Raw genomic sequence first — 16,128 nt, forward strand, 5'->3', positions numbered from 1 at the left:
GATTCGTTCCTGATGCGAGACATTCGATGACGGATGCCGCGGCCAGCGCCGCTCGCCTCCTCGCCCTGCTCGGGCTGCTCCAGACCCGCCCCGCATGGTCGGGCCCCGAGCTCGCCCAGCGCCTCGGGGTCAGCACGCGAACGATCCGCAACGACGTCGAACGTCTTCGCGAGCTGGACTACCCCGTCGAGGGCGTCCGCGGCTCGATCGGCGGCTACCGGCTCGGTGCGGGAGGACGCCTGCCGCCGCTGCTGCTCGACGATGAAGAGGCGGTGGCTGTCGCCATCGGGCTGCGGGCCGCGGCATCCGTTCCCGGAATCGAAGAAGCAGGTCGTCGCGCACTCTCCAAGCTCGAGCAGGTGCTGCCCGCCCGGCTCCGGCCGACGGTCGAGGCGATCGCGACCGTGGTCGACCACGGACCCGAGAACACCGGGACGGATGCGCCGGACCCCGAGATCGATCCCGAGGTGCTCCGCGCCCTGGCCACCGCGATCCGGGCCGCCGAGTGGCTGCGCTTCGACTACGACGGCGAGCCCCGGCTCGTCGAGCCCTACCGGCTCCTCGCCTGGCATCGGCGCTGGTACCTCGTGGCGCGCGACCCGGAGGCGGGCGAGTGGGACGTCTTCCGCGCCGATCGGGTGCGGCCCCGGCTGCCGACCCGTCGGCCCTTCGCTCCCCGCCTCGTACCGGGTGGCGACTACACGGCATTCGCGATGCGCCGGATCGCCGCGAGCGGCTGGAACGTGCACGCCCGGCTGCGTGTGGATGCCCCGGCCGCGGCGGTCGTCGAGCGGATCAATCCTGCGGTCGGCGCGGTGGAATCGGTCTCGGACACCGAGTCCGTGCTCGTCACCGGCGCCGACAGCCTCGAGACGATCGCGGCGTACATCGGCATGCTCGGCATGGATTTCACCGTCGAGTCGCCGCCCGAGCTCCGCGAGCATCTGAAGGTGCTGGCGGGTCGGTACACGCGTGCGAGCGGGGCCTGGCCGAATGTGAATTCGCGGTAACAACGCTGGACGCCGCTGTGGGAGCGCTCCTACTCTGACGAATGCGTCTGGCACAGCACTCGGGGCGCGATCCACTATCAGCAGCCGCCTCGCCGCGGCTTGAGCGATCGGAAGTCAGAATGCCGGACAGCAAGCCCACCATCGTCCTCGTCCATGGAGCCTGGGCCGACGCCTCCAGCTGGAACGCGGTCATCACGCCGCTCCAGGCCGAGGGATACACGGTCCTCGCCCCGCCGAACGAACTGCGCAGTCTCGACGGGGATGCCGCGTACATCGCGTCCTTCCTCGCGCAGCGCACGTCCGGACCCGTCGTCCTCGTCGGGCATTCGTACGGGGGAGCCGTCATCACGAACGCCGGCCTCGGCGGAGGCGACGTCCGCGCTCTCGTGTACATCGACGCGTTCATCCCGGACGAGGGAGAGACGGTCGTGGGCCTGCTCGCCGGGACGGGGGCGACGCTCGATGTCCCCGACCCCACGACGGTGCTGGATGTCGCGGGCTACCCCGGTGCGCCCGAAGGTGCAGCCGAGGCCTTCCTCAAGCCCGACACGGTCCACAACGCCTTCGCGCAGGACCTTCCGGAGGCGGACCGATGGCTCATCGTCGCGACGCAGCGGCCGGCGTCCTTCGTGGCGAACGTCACGCCGTCGGGCACGCCCGCCTGGAAGACGATTCCGAGCTGGGCCGTGCTGGGGACGGAGGACCGCGTCATCCCGATCGCTCTCCAGCGCCGGATGGCCGAGCGCGCGGGCGCCACGGTGACCGAGGTGGATGCCTCGCACGTGTCGATGGTCTCGCACCCCGACGTCACCATCGACGCGATCCGGGCAGCGGCCGCCTCGGTCGGCTAGACCGCGGGTCGAGTGGGGCCCGCCCGCCACGAGCGGGCCCCACCGCGGAAGCGGATGCTCGCAGACCGGTCGTCCCATCGGAAGCCCGACCTAGGGTGGAGGGATGACTGATTTCCTGGCGATCACCGGTGGCTACGTCGTTCCCGTCAGCGGGGAGCCGATCGAGAACGGGACGGTCGTCGTCGCCGATGGCGTGATCTCGGCCGTCGGCGGGCCCGACACCTCCGTCCCCCAGGATGCGCGAGTCATCGACGCGTCGGGCAGCTGGGTGCTGCCCGGATTCGTCGAGGCCCACGGGCACCTGGGCGTCCACGAGGACGGCGAAGGCTGGTCGGGAAACGACACGAATGAGATGACCGATCCGAACGGCGCTCGCTTCCGTGCCCTCGACGGCATCGACATCGAGGAGGTCGGGTTCCGCGACGCGCTGCGCGGCGGCGTCACGACGGCGGTCATCAAGCCCGGCTCGGGCAACCCCATCGGCGGCCGGACGGTCGCGATCAAGACATGGGGCGGGCGCACCGTCGACGAGCAGGTCCTGGCCCTCGATGTCTCGGTCAAGTCGGCGCTGGGGGAGAACCCCAAGCGCGTGTACGGAGACAAGAAGCAGACGCCCTCGACGCGACTCGGCGTCGCCTCGGTCCTGCGAGAGGCGTTCGTGAGCGCCCGCAACTACGCGGAGAAGCGGGCGGCGGCGATCACGAAGAGCGAGCCGTTCGACCGCAACCTCACGGATGAGACGCTCGCGGCCGTGCTCGACGGCGACCTGGTCTGGGACCAGCACTGCCATCGTCACGACGACATCGCGACCGCGATTCGCATCGCGGAGGAGTTCGGGTACACGCTCGTGGTCAACCACGGCACCGAGGGCCACAAGATCGCCGATGTGCTCGCCGAGAAGGGCATCCCGGTGATCTTCGGCCCGCTTCTCACCTCTCGCTCGAAGGTCGAGCTGCGCGACCGTGCCATCGGCAACCTGGCTCTGATCGCCGCGGCGGGGGTCACGGTCGCCATCACGACCGACCATCCCGTCGTTCCGATCGACCAGCTGCGCCTCCAGGCGATCCTCGCCGTGCGCGAGGGGCTGCCCCCGCAGACGGCGCTCGAGGCGCTGACGGTGAACCCGGCATCCATCCTCCGACTCGACGCTCGAGTGGGTGCCCTGGAAGAGGGCCGGGATGCCGACATCGTCGTCTGGTCGGGCGATCCGCTCGTGATCGAGTCCGAGGTCGAGCAGGTCTTCATCAACGGCCGCCCGGTGGTCGAGCCTGCCGCCGACGGCTCTGCACGGGTCGTCGAGCGCTGGGAGCGGTTCGGACGCACGTCCTGGAAGGGCTGAGCGAGGCGCACGTCCGCAATGGTGTGGTGGGGTTTCCCCGAGATCTTCTCGGGCTGTCCGGCGCGCGGCACGAGCCGTGGGCGCTCAGACTCGGGAACACGCCAGCGGTGCGCTGCGACGAGGACGCGCTCCACTGAAGCCGAGGGAGACGAGACATGAGCATCGACGACTCTGACGCATCGGATGCCGATGAACTTCGCGGACGGCTCAAGCGCACGGAGATCCAGCACGCGGCCTCATCGATCCCCGGCCGGGACATCGTCCAGGTCCTCACCGAGATCCCCGAGGGCGTGTCGTCCGGATGGCACCACCATCCCGGTGAGGAGGTGGGCTACATCGTCGCCGGCACCGTGCGGATGGAGCGTGAGGACGGTCCGACGCAGACCCTGAACGCGGGCGACGGGTTCCTCATCCCACCCGGGGTGCCGCACAACGCGACGGACCTGGGACCCGGAACCGGGCACATGCTCTCGACCTACATCGTCGAGTCAGGTCAGCCGATCGCGACGCTCGGGCGCTGAGGCCCACACCCCGCGCCGGCTCCCCGCCGGGTTGCCGCAGAGCCCTCAGCCCCGCGGCTCCGAGGTCAGCGGGGCAACGGCTCGCGAGCACCGGGCGGCCCGGACGCACGGCGAAGGAGTCCGAGCAGCTCGTCGGCGACCTGTTCCGGCTGATCCTCGACCAGGAAGTGGCCGGCGTCGAGTGCGCGGCCTCGCAGATCGACCGCCCACGGCTCCCAGACGGCCGCCACATCCCCATAGAACCGAGGCAGAGCGCCCGACGCACTCCAGAGCACGAGGAGCGGGCAGCCGATGCGACGGCCCGCGCTGCGGTCGTGGTCGTCGTGCTCGCGGTCGATCCCGGCGCCTGCCCGGTAGTCCTCGCAGATCGCGTGCACCACGGTGGGATCATCCAGGATGCCTCGGTACAGCGTCATCAGCTCTTCGGGGTAGCGATCGGGTGCGCGTCCAAGCCCGAGCGCGCGGACATGGCTCTCGAAGAAGGCGGACGGGTTGGCGTCGATCAGATCCTCGGGGAGCGGAGCCGGCTGTGCCAGGAACGCCCAATGCCAGTAGGTGAGGGCCATCTGCGCGTCGGCACGGGACCACACCTCGCCGGTGGGCACCACGTCGAAGGCCCCGGCCGCAGACACGACCCCGGGGTGGTCGAGAGCCATCCGGTAGGCGACTCGACCGCCGCGGTCGTGGCCGGCGACGGCGAAGGTCTCGAAGCCGAGAGCCGCCATGAGTTCGACGAGATCGTCTCCGAGGGCCCGCTTCGCGTGTTCGCTGTGGTCCGGGACCGTCCGTGGCCGGAACGACAGCCCGTAGCCCGGCAGATCCACGACCACCACGGTGTGATCCCCGGTGAGCCTGTCGACCACCCCGTGCCACATGACGTGGGTCTGCGGATACCCGTGGAGCAGCAGGATGGGCCTGCCGCTGCCGCCGATCCGGGCGAAGATCGCTCCCCGAGCGACGTCGACCAGACGGGACGCGAAGTTCTCGAACATGATCGCGCGCGCTGCCGGCGCGGTCAGGACTGCTCGGCGAGGAACTGCAGCAGCTCGCGGTTCACTTCCGCCGTGTGCGTGACGGGGTTGATGTGCGGCCCGCCCTCGATCTCCACGTAGCGCGCCTTCGGCAGCGCTTCGTGCGCCCTGCGGCCCTGGCCGTCGATCGACAGGATGCGGTCCGCGGTCCCGTGGATGATCAGTCCCGGAACGTCGAAGCGCTCGAGATCTGCGGTGAAGTCCTCGAGCCAGGTCCGCGGACATGCCCAGGTGGCATAGGGGGAGGCATCGGCGCCCGTCGACCACATCGCGCGGACGGTGTCCTCGCTGACGAGCGTGCCCTGGTAGTCGTCGAGATTGAGGAAGTTGCCCATCATGGCGGTCAGCCAGGCGAACCGGTCGTCGAGGATCGCCTTCTGGACGCCCTCCACTCCCGCCTCGTCGACGCCGTTCGGGTTGTCGGCGTTGCGCGCGAAGGTCGGAGTCAGGCTCTCGATGAGGACGGCGCTGCGCAGCCGGCCGGTGCCGAAGCGGCCGATGTACCGGGCCACTTCGCCGGTTCCCAGGGAAAAGCCGACCAGCGTGGCGTCCTGCAGGTCGAGAGTCCGCATGAGCACGTCCACATCGGCACTCAGCGTGTCGAAGTCGTATCCGCCGATCGGGGCGCTCGATCTGCCGAAACCGCGGCGATCGACGGTGACGACGCGGTAGCCGGCGTCGAGGAGCGGGTGCAGCTGCGGCTCCCACGAGCGAGCGTCGAAGGGCCAGCCGGCCAGGAGCACGACGGGTCTGCCGGTGCCCTGATCCTCGTAGTACAGCTCGATGGACGAGGAGTTCTCCTCCCCGACGGTGATGGTGCTCATCGTGTCTCCCTGGGACTTCGGACGGTTGCTTTGCCAGCGTGCGCTCGCCCGAGCCCTCCGCGCAGGATGGCGATCCCGAGAAGATCTCCGGAGAACCCCACGGTCCGAGCGCTGATCGCGGAGCACGATGTGCCCATGACCGTGACTGTCCTGATCGTCGACGATGATGCGCGGTTTCGCGACTTAGCGAGGAGAATGCTCACCACCTGGGGATCCCGACCTGAGAGTGAGGCGGCCGGCGTGGTGGAAGCGTTGCGCGTTTCGGTGGGAGAGGACGATTTCCTCTTCCGTCAGGGAGTCGTCCGGGTCCTGTCGGAGGGCGGTCTCACGGTCGTCTCCCAGACCGCCAATGCCGTGGAGCTGCTGGCCGAGACTCTGGTCTACCGCCCGGATGTCGCGGTGATCGACGTCCGGATGCCGCCGCATCGCGACGACGACGGATTCCGTGTGGCGGTGGAGCTCCGTCGACGCTTGCCCGAGATGGGCGTCGTCCTCCTCACGCAGTTCTGCGAGCCGCACTTCGCCTTGGAGCTGATCGGCGATCGCCCGGGCGGGGTCGGCTACCTGCTGAAGGAGCGTGTCGGCGACGTCCACGACTTCGTGTCGGCCGTCGTCCGTGTCGCGCGCGGGGGCAGCGCGCTGGATCCGGACGTGGTCGCGCGCATGCTCCGGCCTCATCCGATCCCGGATGCCCTCGGCCCGCTCACTCCTCGCGAGCGCGCCGTGCTCGCGGCGATGGCAGAGGGACTCTCGAACAAGGGCATCGCGGACAGGCTGCACATCAGCTCCGCGGCGGTGGAGAAGCATGTCACCGCGGTGTTCCGCAAGCTGTCGATCACGACCGAGGGCACCGAGCATCGGCGTGTCCAGGCCGTGCTGCGCTACCTCACCGCGCAACGGGCATGAGTACGGAATCGACGGCCCACCAGGGCGCCCCGGCGCGGGCATCCTCACCCGGCCCCGTCGCTGCGATCACCGATCGACAGCGCCTGGACGACGTCGTCCATGAACATGCGTCTCTGCGGGACATCGCCGAATTGGCCGCGCGTGGTGTGCCGCTTCCCCATCTCTTCCAGTCCGTGGTGGACAGCGCTCTCCGGGTCTTCGACGCGTCTCGCGCCACGTTGGTCGGCTATGAGGTGGGCGCCGGGACCGGTGTCATCGCCGTCGCCGTCGCCCCCCCGAGTGCCCGCGGCTGATGCCGGCCGCTCCCCTGGAGCGATCGCACGAATACGTTCGGCCGCCCGGTACCGCGAGGAGGCGTCGATCACGGTGGAAGATCGGCCGTGGGGCGTGCTCGCCGTGGACCGGATCTCAGCGCCGGGCGACGACCTGTCGAGCAGGCTCAAGCCCTTCGCCGATCTGACCGCGATCGCGATCGCCAACGCGAGGAACCGCGAGAGCCTCACCCGGTCGAGAGCGCGCATCGTCGCCGCCGGCGACGACGCGCGCCGGCGCCTTCAACGCGACCTCCACGACGGGGCGCAGCAGCGGCTCGTGCACGCCATCCTGAGCCTGAAGCTCGCGAGGGAGACCGCACGCGCGGGCGAGCCGGTGCTGGATCTGCTGGACGAGGCGATCGAGAGTGCCGTGGACGCCAACCGCGAACTGCGTGATCTCGTTCGAGGCATCCTCCCCGCCGCACTGAGCCGAGCGGGACTCGTCGGAGGCATCGAATCCTTCGTGTCGGATGTCCCGCTCCCCGTCGAGCTGCGGCTGTCGATACCCCGCTTGCCCCCGACGCTCGAGACGACCGGCTACTTCCTCGTCGCCGAGGCCCTGACCAACACCGTCAAGCACGCGAACGCGACCATGGCGCGAGTGGAGGCGAGCATCGCCGACGAGGGAGAGGAACTCGTCATCGTCATAACGGACGACGGCATCGGGGGTGCGGATCCGGGGCGTGGGACGGGGCTCACCGGCCTTCTCGATCGCGTCGACGCCGGCGGTGGGGCGCTGTCGATCATCAGTCCCGTAGGCATGGGCACGACACTGACCGCCCGGCTTCCTCTCCCGTCGCCCGGGTTCACCGGGGCCTCCGCACCGCATCCCGCCGACTGAGGCACCATCGCCGGTACACATTGCCGCCCGTTGAGCCCGCTCGGCTCACCGACGCGAAAGGCGCCGCCCCACACGGGGCGGCGCCTTCCAGAACGCGGAGGATAGGGGATTCGAACCCCTGAGGGCTTTCACCCAACACGCTTTCCAAGCGTGCGCCATAGGCCACTAGGCGAATCCTCCATGGCCCCGGAGGGCCGAAGGACATCCTACCTGCTGGCGGGGGCGTGACCGAATGCGGGGCCGCCGGCCCGCTCAGATCCCCGACGTGACGCGGCCGCGCGCCCCGGTCCCCGCGTAGACCGAGCCGGGACGGATGACGAGCGACTTCGGCGCCACGATCGCGACGACCCGCCGGCCTTGGGTCGCCGAAGCGAAGAGGGCCGTGCGCACGGCGGCCGCGGCATCCGACATGGGAGTCGTCTCCCACAGCCGGTGCTTGCCGCCCTGCGCGTAGCTCGCGCGCTCGATCGCGCGGACGAGCTGGGTCGTCTCGGCGAGGGGAGCTCCGTGCTCGTCGATCAGCCGCCTGCCGAGCGAGCGCGGCGACTCGCTCGCCGGCACCGGGATTCCCAGGTCGATCGCGGCATCCATCACGATCAGCCACGCGGCGACCGCGTCGCCCTGTTCAGCCGACCGCAGGAGGGAACGCGTCTGCGCAGCCCGCACGAGCGAGGGGATCGCGAGCAGCATCAGTATGACGAGGACGATGCCGAGCGACGGCAGCGGGTTGACGGCGGTCGAGCTCGCACCGGCATCCGACGAGCCCGTGTCGCCGTTGTTCCGTTCGGATTCGGGAAGGTTCGGCGTCGCCGAGGCGGACGGCTCGGACTGCGAGTTCTGCGGGTTGTCCGCCGTTCCCGGAAGCGTCGCGGCCGGCGCGAAGGTCGTCGGCACGCCGAGTCCCGTCGTCGGCTCGAAGGGCACCCAGCCGATGCCGTCGAAATACACCTCCGGCCACGAGTGCAGCTGGCTGCTCGCGACCTCGTAGATCGTCTCGCCGTCGACCGAGTCGTCGGTGGCGTTGCCGGGCAGGTATCCCACCACGATGCGCGACGGCATCCCGAGCGTCCGCGCCATGAGGGCGAAGGCCGAGGCGAAGTGCACGCAGTAGCCCGCCTTGACCTCGAGGAACTTCGCGACCGCCTCGGCGCCGCTGCCGTCGAACCCCTCTTCGACGGGGGCGTCGAGCGAGTAGCGGAACTCGCCGCTGCGGAACCACCGCTGCAGATCGGCGAGGGCGTCGTAGTCGTTCTCGGCGTTCGCCGTCACCTGCTGGGCCGTATCGCGGATGATCGTCGGCAGGTCCTCGGGCAGCGCGGTGGTCTCGTCGCGGATCTGCGGCCCGCCGGAGTTCGCGGCGCGCATCTGCTCGAGCGTCGGCTTGGGCTGGTGCGACACGATGTCGTAGACCTGACCCGCCGTCGACGTCGTGCGCGAGACGACGGTGCGGTTGTAGGGGACCGCCTCCCAATCGCCCTGGAGGCCCTTCACGGACACGGCGGGGAACGTCACGGGCAGCCACGGCGAGACGAGGTCCTTCACCTCGACCGTCGTCGTGTATTCGGCGACCCGCACATCCGGGGCGACCGAGACCTCATTGAGCGCGAACTCGCTTCCGAGCGGCAGCGATCGGGACCGGTCGGGTTCCCAGATCGAGCCGTTGAACTCCGACAGCGTCGCCGCCCGCAGGTAGGGCGCAGAGGACATGTCGCTGTGCACGAGAAGCGACACCGTCTCGCGCGGCCGCCGCAGGTCGTCGCCGAGCTGCAGCGTCACGTCGATGCCCGGCCCCGCGCCGATGCCGCCGGCTCCGGGCTGCACGGCCGGCTGGGGGGAGCAGAGGAGCCGCCACGATCGCGACCACGACGGCGATCGCGCCGATTCCGAGGGCGGTCGCCGGCACGCCGGCGGTCCGGGATGCCTCGCGCTCGGCCCGCGGCTCGCGCGAGCGCGTGTCGGCGCGCATCAGGAAGAGGATGGATGCCGCGAGCAGCACGAACGACCAGACCTCGATGCCCCGAGGGACGGCGATCGAGGGGATGAGCGACACGGCGATGAGTCCCACTCCGGCCAGAAGAGGCATCCGCGCCGTCAGCACGACGTGATCGACGATGATCGCCAGCAGCGCCGTCGCTCCGACGATGAGGAACGAGAGTTCCGGCCCGGCCTGCAACGGCGCCGCGCCGAGAGCGATGTCGTTCGACGCGACGGCGAGAGACTCGGGAAGCTCTCGGAACGTGGCCGGGGTGGGGATGAGCCACAGGAGCGCCGTGTCGCGGAAGTAGAGGAAGGTCAGGGCGAGCGCCCAGATCGACACCTCGATGAGGCTCACCGCGACGGCGGGCAGCCGATAGCGCCGTGCCACGTAGCCCGCGGCGAGGATGAGGCTCACGAGCAGCACGGCGACACCGAGCCAAGGCCACGGCTTCACGACCCCGAGGACCGGCATGAGCGCCGCGAGGATCGCGACGAAGACGCCGAGGGTGAGGGGCAGGTCCGCCGGCCTGCGCAGGTCGCGGTCGTCTGCCCGGCGGGGATCCTCGGGCCGCCGCACGACGCGGTCCGGACGCTTCGTCGAGGCCCGCGAGGCGGCGCGCGCCTCAGCGGAGGGCACGGCTCACCCCCCGCTCGACGACTCCCGCCCACGCGCCGGCGACGTCGGAGTCCGGATCGATCGTCGCGACGTGCCAGCCGAAGTCGACGGCGCGCTCCAGCCCTTCGCGCGACGGGGCGACGGCGAAGAGGATGGGAAGCGAGCTGTGGTGCACGACGGGAGCGACGGCGTCGGCATCCTGTCCGTCGAACCGACCGACCACGAGCACGACGGGACCCGTCATGACGCCGTGGAAGATCTTCGACAGGCGGGGGAGGTGGTCGTCCTTGCGGGCGGTCAGGGTCGCGAAGAACGTGCGGACGTCTTCGACCGCGGTCATGTCGCCGCCGTCGATGCGCTCCGTGAGCGCTGTGCCGTCGGAGTCGATGACGTCGACGGCGTAGCCGTCGTGGACGAGCCGCGTGATGACCGAGATCGCGACCGAGACCGCCGACTCGAACCCGGGATCGGCGCCCGTCGCAGCCATCGCGTCCGCGGTGAAGCGCAGCACGCCGCGGTCGAGGACGACGACGGCGTCGGGTGTCGACTCCTGCTCCTCCTGCCGCACCATGAGGTCGCCGCGGTGCGCAGAGGCGCGCCAGTGGATGCGGCGCATCGAGTCGCCGGGGACGTACGGGCGGGCGACGAGGTTGTCGGCGCCCTGCCCGAGCTGGTTGTTCTGCGTGTGCAGCGTGCCGCCGGCGTCGCCGAGCAGGTTCGTCAAGGCCGAGAGCTCGATGATGGCGGGCGCCATCGTGACGTTCGTCCGCTCGGTGAACACGGTGCGCCGGCGGGTGAGGCCGAACGGATCGGTCGAGGTCACTGTGAGCGGACCGATCGGATGGATGCCCCGGCGCACGCCGGTGATCGTGTACTCGAGCTCGACCACCTTGTCGACGCCCGCCAGGCCCGAGCTCACGGCCGGGAACGTCCCGCGGGCGAGGCCGGTGACGCCCTTCGGAAGGGTGTCGTCCCACGTGCCCGGCGCCGTCGGGAAGGGAGAGCGCACGCCGACCCGCGCGACGACGGTGGACGGCCGGCCGACGGTGCCGACGTCCGGCGAGAGCGACCGGGTGATGCGGTCGGTGCGACGGACGAGGTGAAGGGAGACGAGGCACGCGACGAGGATGCCGAGCAGCAGCACCCCGAAGTACAGCAGTTCGACCACCCCGACCTCGTTCGCGACGATGAAGCAGGCGATCGCAAGGAGAAGCGCACCCGTGCCTCGCGCCGTGAACGGCCAGAGCCGTCTCATCGCCCCGCCTACTGCCTTGCCGCGATGGGGACGCGCACGCTCTGCGCGATGCGCTCGAGGATCGCCGTGATAGCGTCCGCGCCCGACCGGGCGCGCGACCCGCCGGCAGACCTCGTCGGGATGAGCCGGTGGGCGAAGACGGGGATGAGGAGCGCGGTGATGTCGTCGGGGATCACGAACCCGCGGCCGTCCAGCGCCGCCCAGACCTTCGCCGCCCGCACAAGCTGCAGCGTCGCGCGGGGGCTCGCGCCGAGTCGGAGGTCGGAGTGGCTGCGGGTCGCCTGCGAGAGGGCGACCGCGTAGTCCTCGATAGTGGGCGCTACATGGACGCCGCGTGCCCACGCGATGAGGTCGGCGACCTGGTCGGCCGAGACGACCGAGCGCAGCGCCGCGAGCGGATTGACCGTGTCGCGCTGGCGGAGCATGAGCGCCTCGGACCTCGCGTCGGGGTAGCCCATCGAGATGCGGAACATGAACCGGTCGCGCTGCGCCTCGGGCAGGGCGTAGGTGCCCTCCATCTCGAGCGGGTTCTGCGTGGCGACCACAAGGAACGGCTCGGGCAGCATGTGGGACCGGCCGTCGACCGTGACCTGACGCTCCTCCATCGCCTCCAGGAGCGCGGACTGCGTCTTGGGGGAGGAGCGGTTGATCTCGTCGGCGATGACGATGTTGGCGAAGATCGCTCCGGGCTTGAACTCGAACTCCCGCTCGACCGGGTTGAAGACGCTCACTCCCGTGACGTCGCCGGGGAGCAGGTCGGGCGTGAACTGGATGCGCCGTACCGTGGCGTCGACGGATGCCGCGAGCGCCCGCGCGAGCATCGTCTTGCCGACCCCCGGCACGTCCTCGATGAGCAGATGGCCCTCGGCGAGGAGGCACACCAGAGCGAACCGGACGGCTTCGGGCTTGCCGTCGATGACGGTGCCCACGGACGCGAGAATGCGGTCGGTCGTGCGGCTGAAGGCGGCGGCGTCCATGGGCGCCGAATCCGTCGACCCGTGGGCCGAGGCATCCGTCTCCGTCACCGTCGTATCCGCCACTGCGACCTCCCCGGTCCCACGCCGCTCGAAGGGCGTCGTCGCCCCTAGGCACGATCCTAATCACGGTGTGCGTGGGCGGGGCCTGGGAAGGCCCTGACATTGACACGACGCGGGACGGGTAGACTGTTCACAGCTCTCCGCGAGGCGGCATCCAGGCCAACTCCCCCAGGACGGAAACGTAGCAAGGGTAACCAGGCTCTGCCGGGTTCGCGGAGAGTCTTACTTTTCTCCGGCAGGCCCGGGATGCCGACGCCGCCGCGCAAGGGAGCGCACCGCGAGCGCGGCCCCCGCGCCGAGCAGGAATCCGATCGTGTTCGATACGAGGTCGCGCCAGTCGGCGTAGCGACCCGGCAGCAGGAGCAGCTGCGTGAGCTCCAGCACGCCCGAGAAGGCGGATCCCGCCACGAGCAGCAGCCACCGGTGCCGGGCGTCGAGGACGAGTGCGCTCAGGATGCCGAGGGGCACGAACATCAGCACGTTTCCGACGAACTCCACGGTGAGGTAGTCGGCCCACAGCGCGACGCCCCGTCGGTGGAGAGCGCCGAGCACGTCGTTCACGAGGCGCTGGAGCATGCCGCCGCCGGGAGTGCGAGGGCTCAGCGTCACGAAGCAGACGAAGGCCGCGTACGCCGCGAGCACGGCGAGGAGGACCGGGTGCCGGAGCCGATGGCGACCGCCGGTCACCGGGCGAACGGACCCTCGAGGACGGCCCAGTGCAGGAGCATGATCGTCTTGGCGTCCTGGATCCGGCCGTCGCGGATCCACGCGAGCGCCTCGTCGATGTCGAGCTCGACGAGTTCGATGTCCTCGCCCTCCTCCTCGAGCCCGCCGCGGTCGCCTCGAGGGGTGGATGCCTCGTAGGGCGCGGCGAAGAAGTGCAGCCGCTCGGTCACCGAGCCCGGGCTCATGTAGACGTCGTAGACGTGCTCGACCTCGCCGATCTCGACGCCGGTCTCCTCCTGGGCCTCGCGGCGGATCGCCGTCTCGGGGTCGTCGTCGTCGAGGAGGCCGGCCGCCGTCTCGACGAGCATCCCGTCGGGGTGGTCGTTGACGTAGACCGGGTAGCGGAACTGCCGGGTGAGCATCACCTTGCGCTCCTCCCGGTCGTAGAGGAGGACCGTCGCGCCGTTTCCCCGGTCGTAGGTCTCGCGCTGCTGCGTCGACCACGAGCCCGAGGCATCCCGGTACTCCAGGGTCGTCCTGCGCAGGACGTGCCAGGCGGAGGCGAGCACCTCGACGTCGGTCACCCGCACATCGGGGTTGCGATCGAGGCCGCGGCCGGTCTGGTCGAGGCGCGTGCGGCCGCGGTGGTCGGGAACGTCGATTCCGGGCGTCGGGGACATGGGCGGGAGCCTACCGGGCGACCGTTTCCGGGCGGTGGCGGCAGGACCCCTCGCCGGCGAGATATCCCATGGCCGCGGCATCCGGCCCGCCCATAGGCTGATCGGGTGGCGCAGAGCATCTTCATCACGTCGGCGGAGGGTCACTCGGGCAAGTCCACGATCGCGCTCGGGGTGCTCGATGCGCTCAGTCACGCGACGCCGCGGGTCGGCGTCTTCCGGCCCATCGCGCGCTCCACGGCCGAACGCGACTACGTGCTCGAGATGCTGCTCGACCACGACGGCGTCGACCTGCCCTACGAGCTGTGCGTCGGCGTGAGCTACGACGACGTGCGCAGGGATCCGGATGCCGCGCTCTCGACGATCGTCGAGCGCTACAAGGCCGTCGAGGCCCAGTGCGACGCCGTGGTCATCGTCGGCAGCGACTACACCGACGTCGGAAGCCCCGCCGAGCTCGGCTACAACGCCCGGATCGCGGCGAACCTCGGCGCCCCGGTGCTCCTCGTTCTCGGCGGTCGCGCGGGCCAGGGGGAGCAGCTGGGCACCGCGCCGGCGCGGACGCCCGACGAGATGGGCCAGATCGCCTCGCTCGCCCTCGCCGAGCTCTCGCACGGGCGCGCCGGGCTCCTCGCCGTCGTGGCGAACCGCGCCGACCCCGACCGGCTGGTCGAGATCGTGCAGGCCGTCCAGTCGGTCGTCGATGCCTCACCGGCGGTCGAGCGCGCGGCGCCGGACCGCACGGTCTCGGTCTGGGCGCTCCCCGAGGACCGCTTCCTCGTCGCGCCGTCGGTGCGCGGTGTCATGCGGGCGCTCGACGCGACCCTCGTGAAGGGCGACACCGAGCTGCTGACGCGCGAGGTGCTGGGAGTCGTCGTCGCCGGCATGTCGATGGTCAACGTTCTGCCGCGCCTCTTCGAGAGCGCGCTCGTGATCATCCCGGCCGACCGCACCGAGGTGCTCCTCGCGGCGCTCCTCGCCCACCGGTCGGGGACCTTCCCCTCGCTCGCCGGCATCGTCCTGAACGGGCCGTTCCCGCTCCCCGACGACATCGACCGGCTCATCGACGGCCTTGGCGTGACCCTCCCGATCCTCGCGACCGACCTCGGGACGTACGAGACGGCGGTGCGCGTCATGTCGACGCGCGGGCGCCTCGCGGCCGACTCGCAGCGACGGTACGACACGGCGCTCGGGATGTTCGATCAGCACGTCGACACCGAGGCGCTCGTGCGTTCGCTGGGCCTCGCCCGCTCCACGGTCGTGACGCCCCTCATGTTCGAGTACGGCCTCATGGAGCGCGCTCGCGCGAAGCGCAAGCACATCGTCCTTCCCGAGGGCGACGACGACCGCATCCTGCGCGCCGCGGCGACCGTGCTCGCCCGCGGCATCGCCGATCTCACGATCCTCGGCGAGGAGATCGAGGTGCGAAGCCGTGCGCTCGAGCTCGGCATCGACATCCGGGCCGCTCAGGTCCTCTCGCCCTTCGACGCCGTCCACGTCGACAAGTTCGCCCGCGAGTATGAGCGGCTGCGGGCCCACAAGGGCGTGACGTACGCGCAGGCGTCCGACACCGTGACGGACGTCTCGTACTTCGGCACGCTCATGGTCCATCTCGGCCTCGCCGACGGCATGGTTTCGGGTGCCGCTCACACGACGGCGCACACCATCCGGCCGGCGTTCGAGATCATCAAGACCAAGCCCGGCGTCTCGGTCGTGTCGAGCGTCTTCCTTATGGCGCTCGCCGACCGCGTGCTCGTGTACGGCGACTGCGCCGTCATCCCGGATCCGACCGCCGAGCAGCTGGCCGACATCGCCGTGTCGTCGGCGGCGACCGCGACGCAGTTCGGCATCGACCCCCGCGTCGCGATGCTCTCCTACTCGACGGGCGAGTCGGGGTCGGGAGCCGAGGTCGAGAAGGTGCGGACGGCGACGGCGCTCGTGCGCGAGCGCGCCCCCGAGCTCCTCGTCGAGGGACCCATCCAGTACGACGCGGCCGCGGATGCGGCGGTCGCGAAGGCCAAGATGCCGGGGTCGGATGTCGCGGGCCGGGCGACCGTCTTCGTGTTCCCCGACCTCAACACGGGCAACAACACCTACAAGGCGGTGCAGCGATCGGCCGGAGCCGTCGCCATCGGCCCCGTCTTGCAGGGCCTCAACAAGCCCGTCAACGACCTGTCGCGCGGCGCACTCGTCGACGACATCGTGAACACGATCGCGATCACCGCGATCCAGGCCCAGGGGGAGGGAGGCGCGGCGTGAGTGTCGT

Annotated in this window: 14 protein-coding genes, 1 tRNA gene, 1 other RNA gene and 1 pseudogene; 8 read left to right on the plus strand and 9 right to left on the minus strand. The window is 70.5% G+C overall.

Translation table 11 applies throughout. The features are described from left to right. Window positions 1–26 precede the first annotated feature (26 nt). From G5T42_RS10870 to G5T42_RS10885, 4 genes are all read left to right on the plus strand, one after another. On the plus strand, window positions 27–1,010 hold the full coding sequence (locus G5T42_RS10870; protein ID WP_165128451.1) for a WYL domain-containing protein: 984 nt from the start codon (window positions 27–29) through the stop codon (window positions 1,008–1,010). A 119-nt stretch (window positions 1,011–1,129) separates the two neighbouring features. Then, a complete protein-coding gene (locus G5T42_RS10875) occupies window positions 1,130–1,861 on the plus strand; it encodes an alpha/beta hydrolase (RefSeq protein WP_165128453.1) in 732 nt (243 codons plus the stop codon). Window positions 1,862–1,964: 103 nt separating this feature from the next. Next, complete coding sequence (locus G5T42_RS10880; protein ID WP_165128455.1) at window positions 1,965–3,200, plus strand: amidohydrolase; 1,236 nt, start codon at window positions 1,965–1,967, stop codon at window positions 3,198–3,200. A 155-nt stretch (window positions 3,201–3,355) separates the two neighbouring features. Then, entirely contained in the window at window positions 3,356–3,721 is a 366-nt protein-coding gene (locus G5T42_RS10885; RefSeq protein WP_165128457.1) for a cupin domain-containing protein, read from the plus strand. A 65-nt stretch (window positions 3,722–3,786) separates the two neighbouring features. Here G5T42_RS10885 and G5T42_RS10890 read toward each other — a convergent pair whose 3' ends face one another. Next, window positions 3,787–4,713, minus strand: a complete 927-nt coding sequence (locus G5T42_RS10890) for an alpha/beta hydrolase (RefSeq protein ID WP_165128459.1) — start codon at window positions 4,711–4,713, stop codon at window positions 3,787–3,789. 23 nt (window positions 4,714–4,736) lie between these two features. Then, window positions 4,737–5,576 (minus strand): alpha/beta hydrolase, encoded by an 840-nt coding sequence (locus G5T42_RS10895; protein WP_165128461.1) that lies wholly within the window; start codon window positions 5,574–5,576, stop codon window positions 4,737–4,739. Window positions 5,577–5,711: 135 nt separating this feature from the next. Between G5T42_RS10895 and G5T42_RS10900 the strand changes: the two genes are divergently transcribed. Both G5T42_RS10900 and G5T42_RS10905 read left to right on the plus strand, forming a co-directional pair. Beyond that, complete coding sequence (locus G5T42_RS10900) at window positions 5,712–6,482, plus strand: response regulator transcription factor (RefSeq protein WP_241245783.1); 771 nt, start codon at window positions 5,712–5,714, stop codon at window positions 6,480–6,482. Between the two features lie 279 nt (window positions 6,483–6,761). Continuing rightward, window positions 6,762–7,637: a histidine kinase gene (locus G5T42_RS10905; RefSeq protein ID WP_165128463.1), complete on the plus strand. Its 876-nt coding sequence runs from the start codon at window positions 6,762–6,764 to the stop codon at window positions 7,635–7,637. A 95-nt stretch (window positions 7,638–7,732) separates the two neighbouring features. On the opposite strand, the gene G5T42_RS10910 is transcribed toward G5T42_RS10905, so the two are convergent. The 5 genes and pseudogenes from G5T42_RS10910 to G5T42_RS10925 all read right to left on the minus strand — a co-directional run bounded on the left by G5T42_RS10910 (window position 7,733) and on the right by G5T42_RS10925 (window position 12,462). Beyond that, window positions 7,733–7,817: transfer RNA gene (locus tag G5T42_RS10910), tRNA-Ser, on the minus strand. Window positions 7,818–7,889: 72 nt separating this feature from the next. After that, window positions 7,890–9,413 (minus strand): DUF3488 and transglutaminase-like domain-containing protein, encoded by a 1,524-nt coding sequence (locus G5T42_RS10915; protein WP_165128465.1) that lies wholly within the window; start codon window positions 9,411–9,413, stop codon window positions 7,890–7,892. Window positions 9,414–9,480: 67 nt separating this feature from the next. Beyond that, a pseudogene (locus tag G5T42_RS17915) lies at window positions 9,481–10,251 on the minus strand (transglutaminaseTgpA domain-containing protein); the annotation flags it as partial. Continuing rightward, window positions 10,238–11,485, minus strand: a complete 1,248-nt coding sequence (locus G5T42_RS10920) for a DUF58 domain-containing protein (RefSeq protein ID WP_165128467.1) — start codon at window positions 11,483–11,485, stop codon at window positions 10,238–10,240. The pseudogene G5T42_RS17915 and the gene G5T42_RS10920, both read right to left, overlap by 14 nt. An 8-nt stretch (window positions 11,486–11,493) precedes the next feature. Then, the gene (locus tag G5T42_RS10925) at window positions 11,494–12,462 is read right to left on the minus strand and encodes an AAA family ATPase (protein WP_165130199.1); all 969 of its coding nucleotides are present in this window, start codon (window positions 12,460–12,462) and stop codon (window positions 11,494–11,496) included. 191 nt (window positions 12,463–12,653) lie between these two features. On the opposite strand from G5T42_RS10925, the gene ffs reads away from it, so the two are divergent. Continuing rightward, window positions 12,654–12,750, plus strand: an RNA gene (gene ffs / locus G5T42_RS10930) — signal recognition particle sRNA small type. Here ffs and G5T42_RS10935 read toward each other — a convergent pair. After that, window positions 12,745–13,209, minus strand: a complete 465-nt coding sequence (locus tag G5T42_RS10935) for a VanZ family protein (protein ID WP_165128469.1) — start codon at window positions 13,207–13,209, stop codon at window positions 12,745–12,747. The genes ffs and G5T42_RS10935 overlap by 6 nt on opposite strands. Beyond that, complete coding sequence (locus G5T42_RS10940; RefSeq protein ID WP_165128471.1) at window positions 13,206–13,868, minus strand: NUDIX domain-containing protein; 663 nt, start codon at window positions 13,866–13,868, stop codon at window positions 13,206–13,208. Before G5T42_RS10940 ends, G5T42_RS10935 begins: the two co-directional genes overlap by 4 nt. A 105-nt stretch (window positions 13,869–13,973) precedes the next feature. On the opposite strand from G5T42_RS10940, the gene pta reads away from it, so the two are divergent. Continuing rightward, the gene (gene pta / locus G5T42_RS10945; RefSeq protein WP_165128473.1) at window positions 13,974–16,121 is read left to right on the plus strand and encodes a phosphate acetyltransferase; all 2,148 of its coding nucleotides are present in this window, start codon (window positions 13,974–13,976) and stop codon (window positions 16,119–16,121) included. The last annotated feature ends 7 nt before the right edge of the window (window positions 16,122–16,128 follow it).

This window comes from Microbacterium sp. 4R-513 (assembly GCF_011046485.1).
In the GTDB taxonomy this organism is placed as follows: Bacteria; Actinomycetota; Actinomycetes; order Actinomycetales; family Microbacteriaceae; genus Microbacterium.

What these genes read in the sequence shown, in the direction of transcription:
- G5T42_RS10870 (WP_165128451.1), top strand. Translation starts at nt 27, where the DNA reads ATGACGGATGCCGCGGCCAGCGCCGCTCGCCTCCTCGCCCTGCTCGGG.
- G5T42_RS10890 (WP_165128459.1), bottom strand. Translation starts at nt 4,713, where the DNA reads ATGTTCGAGAACTTCGCGTCCCGTCTGGTCGACGTCGCTCGGGGAGCG.
- G5T42_RS10885 (WP_165128457.1), top strand. Translation starts at nt 3,356, where the DNA reads ATGAGCATCGACGACTCTGACGCATCGGATGCCGATGAACTTCGCGGA.
- G5T42_RS10880 (WP_165128455.1), top strand. Translation starts at nt 1,965, where the DNA reads ATGACTGATTTCCTGGCGATCACCGGTGGCTACGTCGTTCCCGTCAGC.
- G5T42_RS10920 (WP_165128467.1), bottom strand. Translation starts at nt 11,485, where the DNA reads ATGAGACGGCTCTGGCCGTTCACGGCGCGAGGCACGGGTGCGCTTCTC.
- G5T42_RS10925 (WP_165130199.1), bottom strand. Translation starts at nt 12,462, where the DNA reads ATGGACGCCGCCGCCTTCAGCCGCACGACCGACCGCATTCTCGCGTCC.
- G5T42_RS10940 (WP_165128471.1), bottom strand. Translation starts at nt 13,868, where the DNA reads ATGTCCCCGACGCCCGGAATCGACGTTCCCGACCACCGCGGCCGCACG.
- G5T42_RS10895 (WP_165128461.1), bottom strand. Translation starts at nt 5,576, where the DNA reads ATGAGCACCATCACCGTCGGGGAGGAGAACTCCTCGTCCATCGAGCTG.
- G5T42_RS10900 (WP_241245783.1), top strand. Translation starts at nt 5,712, where the DNA reads ATGACCGTGACTGTCCTGATCGTCGACGATGATGCGCGGTTTCGCGAC.
- G5T42_RS10875 (WP_165128453.1), top strand. Translation starts at nt 1,130, where the DNA reads ATGCCGGACAGCAAGCCCACCATCGTCCTCGTCCATGGAGCCTGGGCC.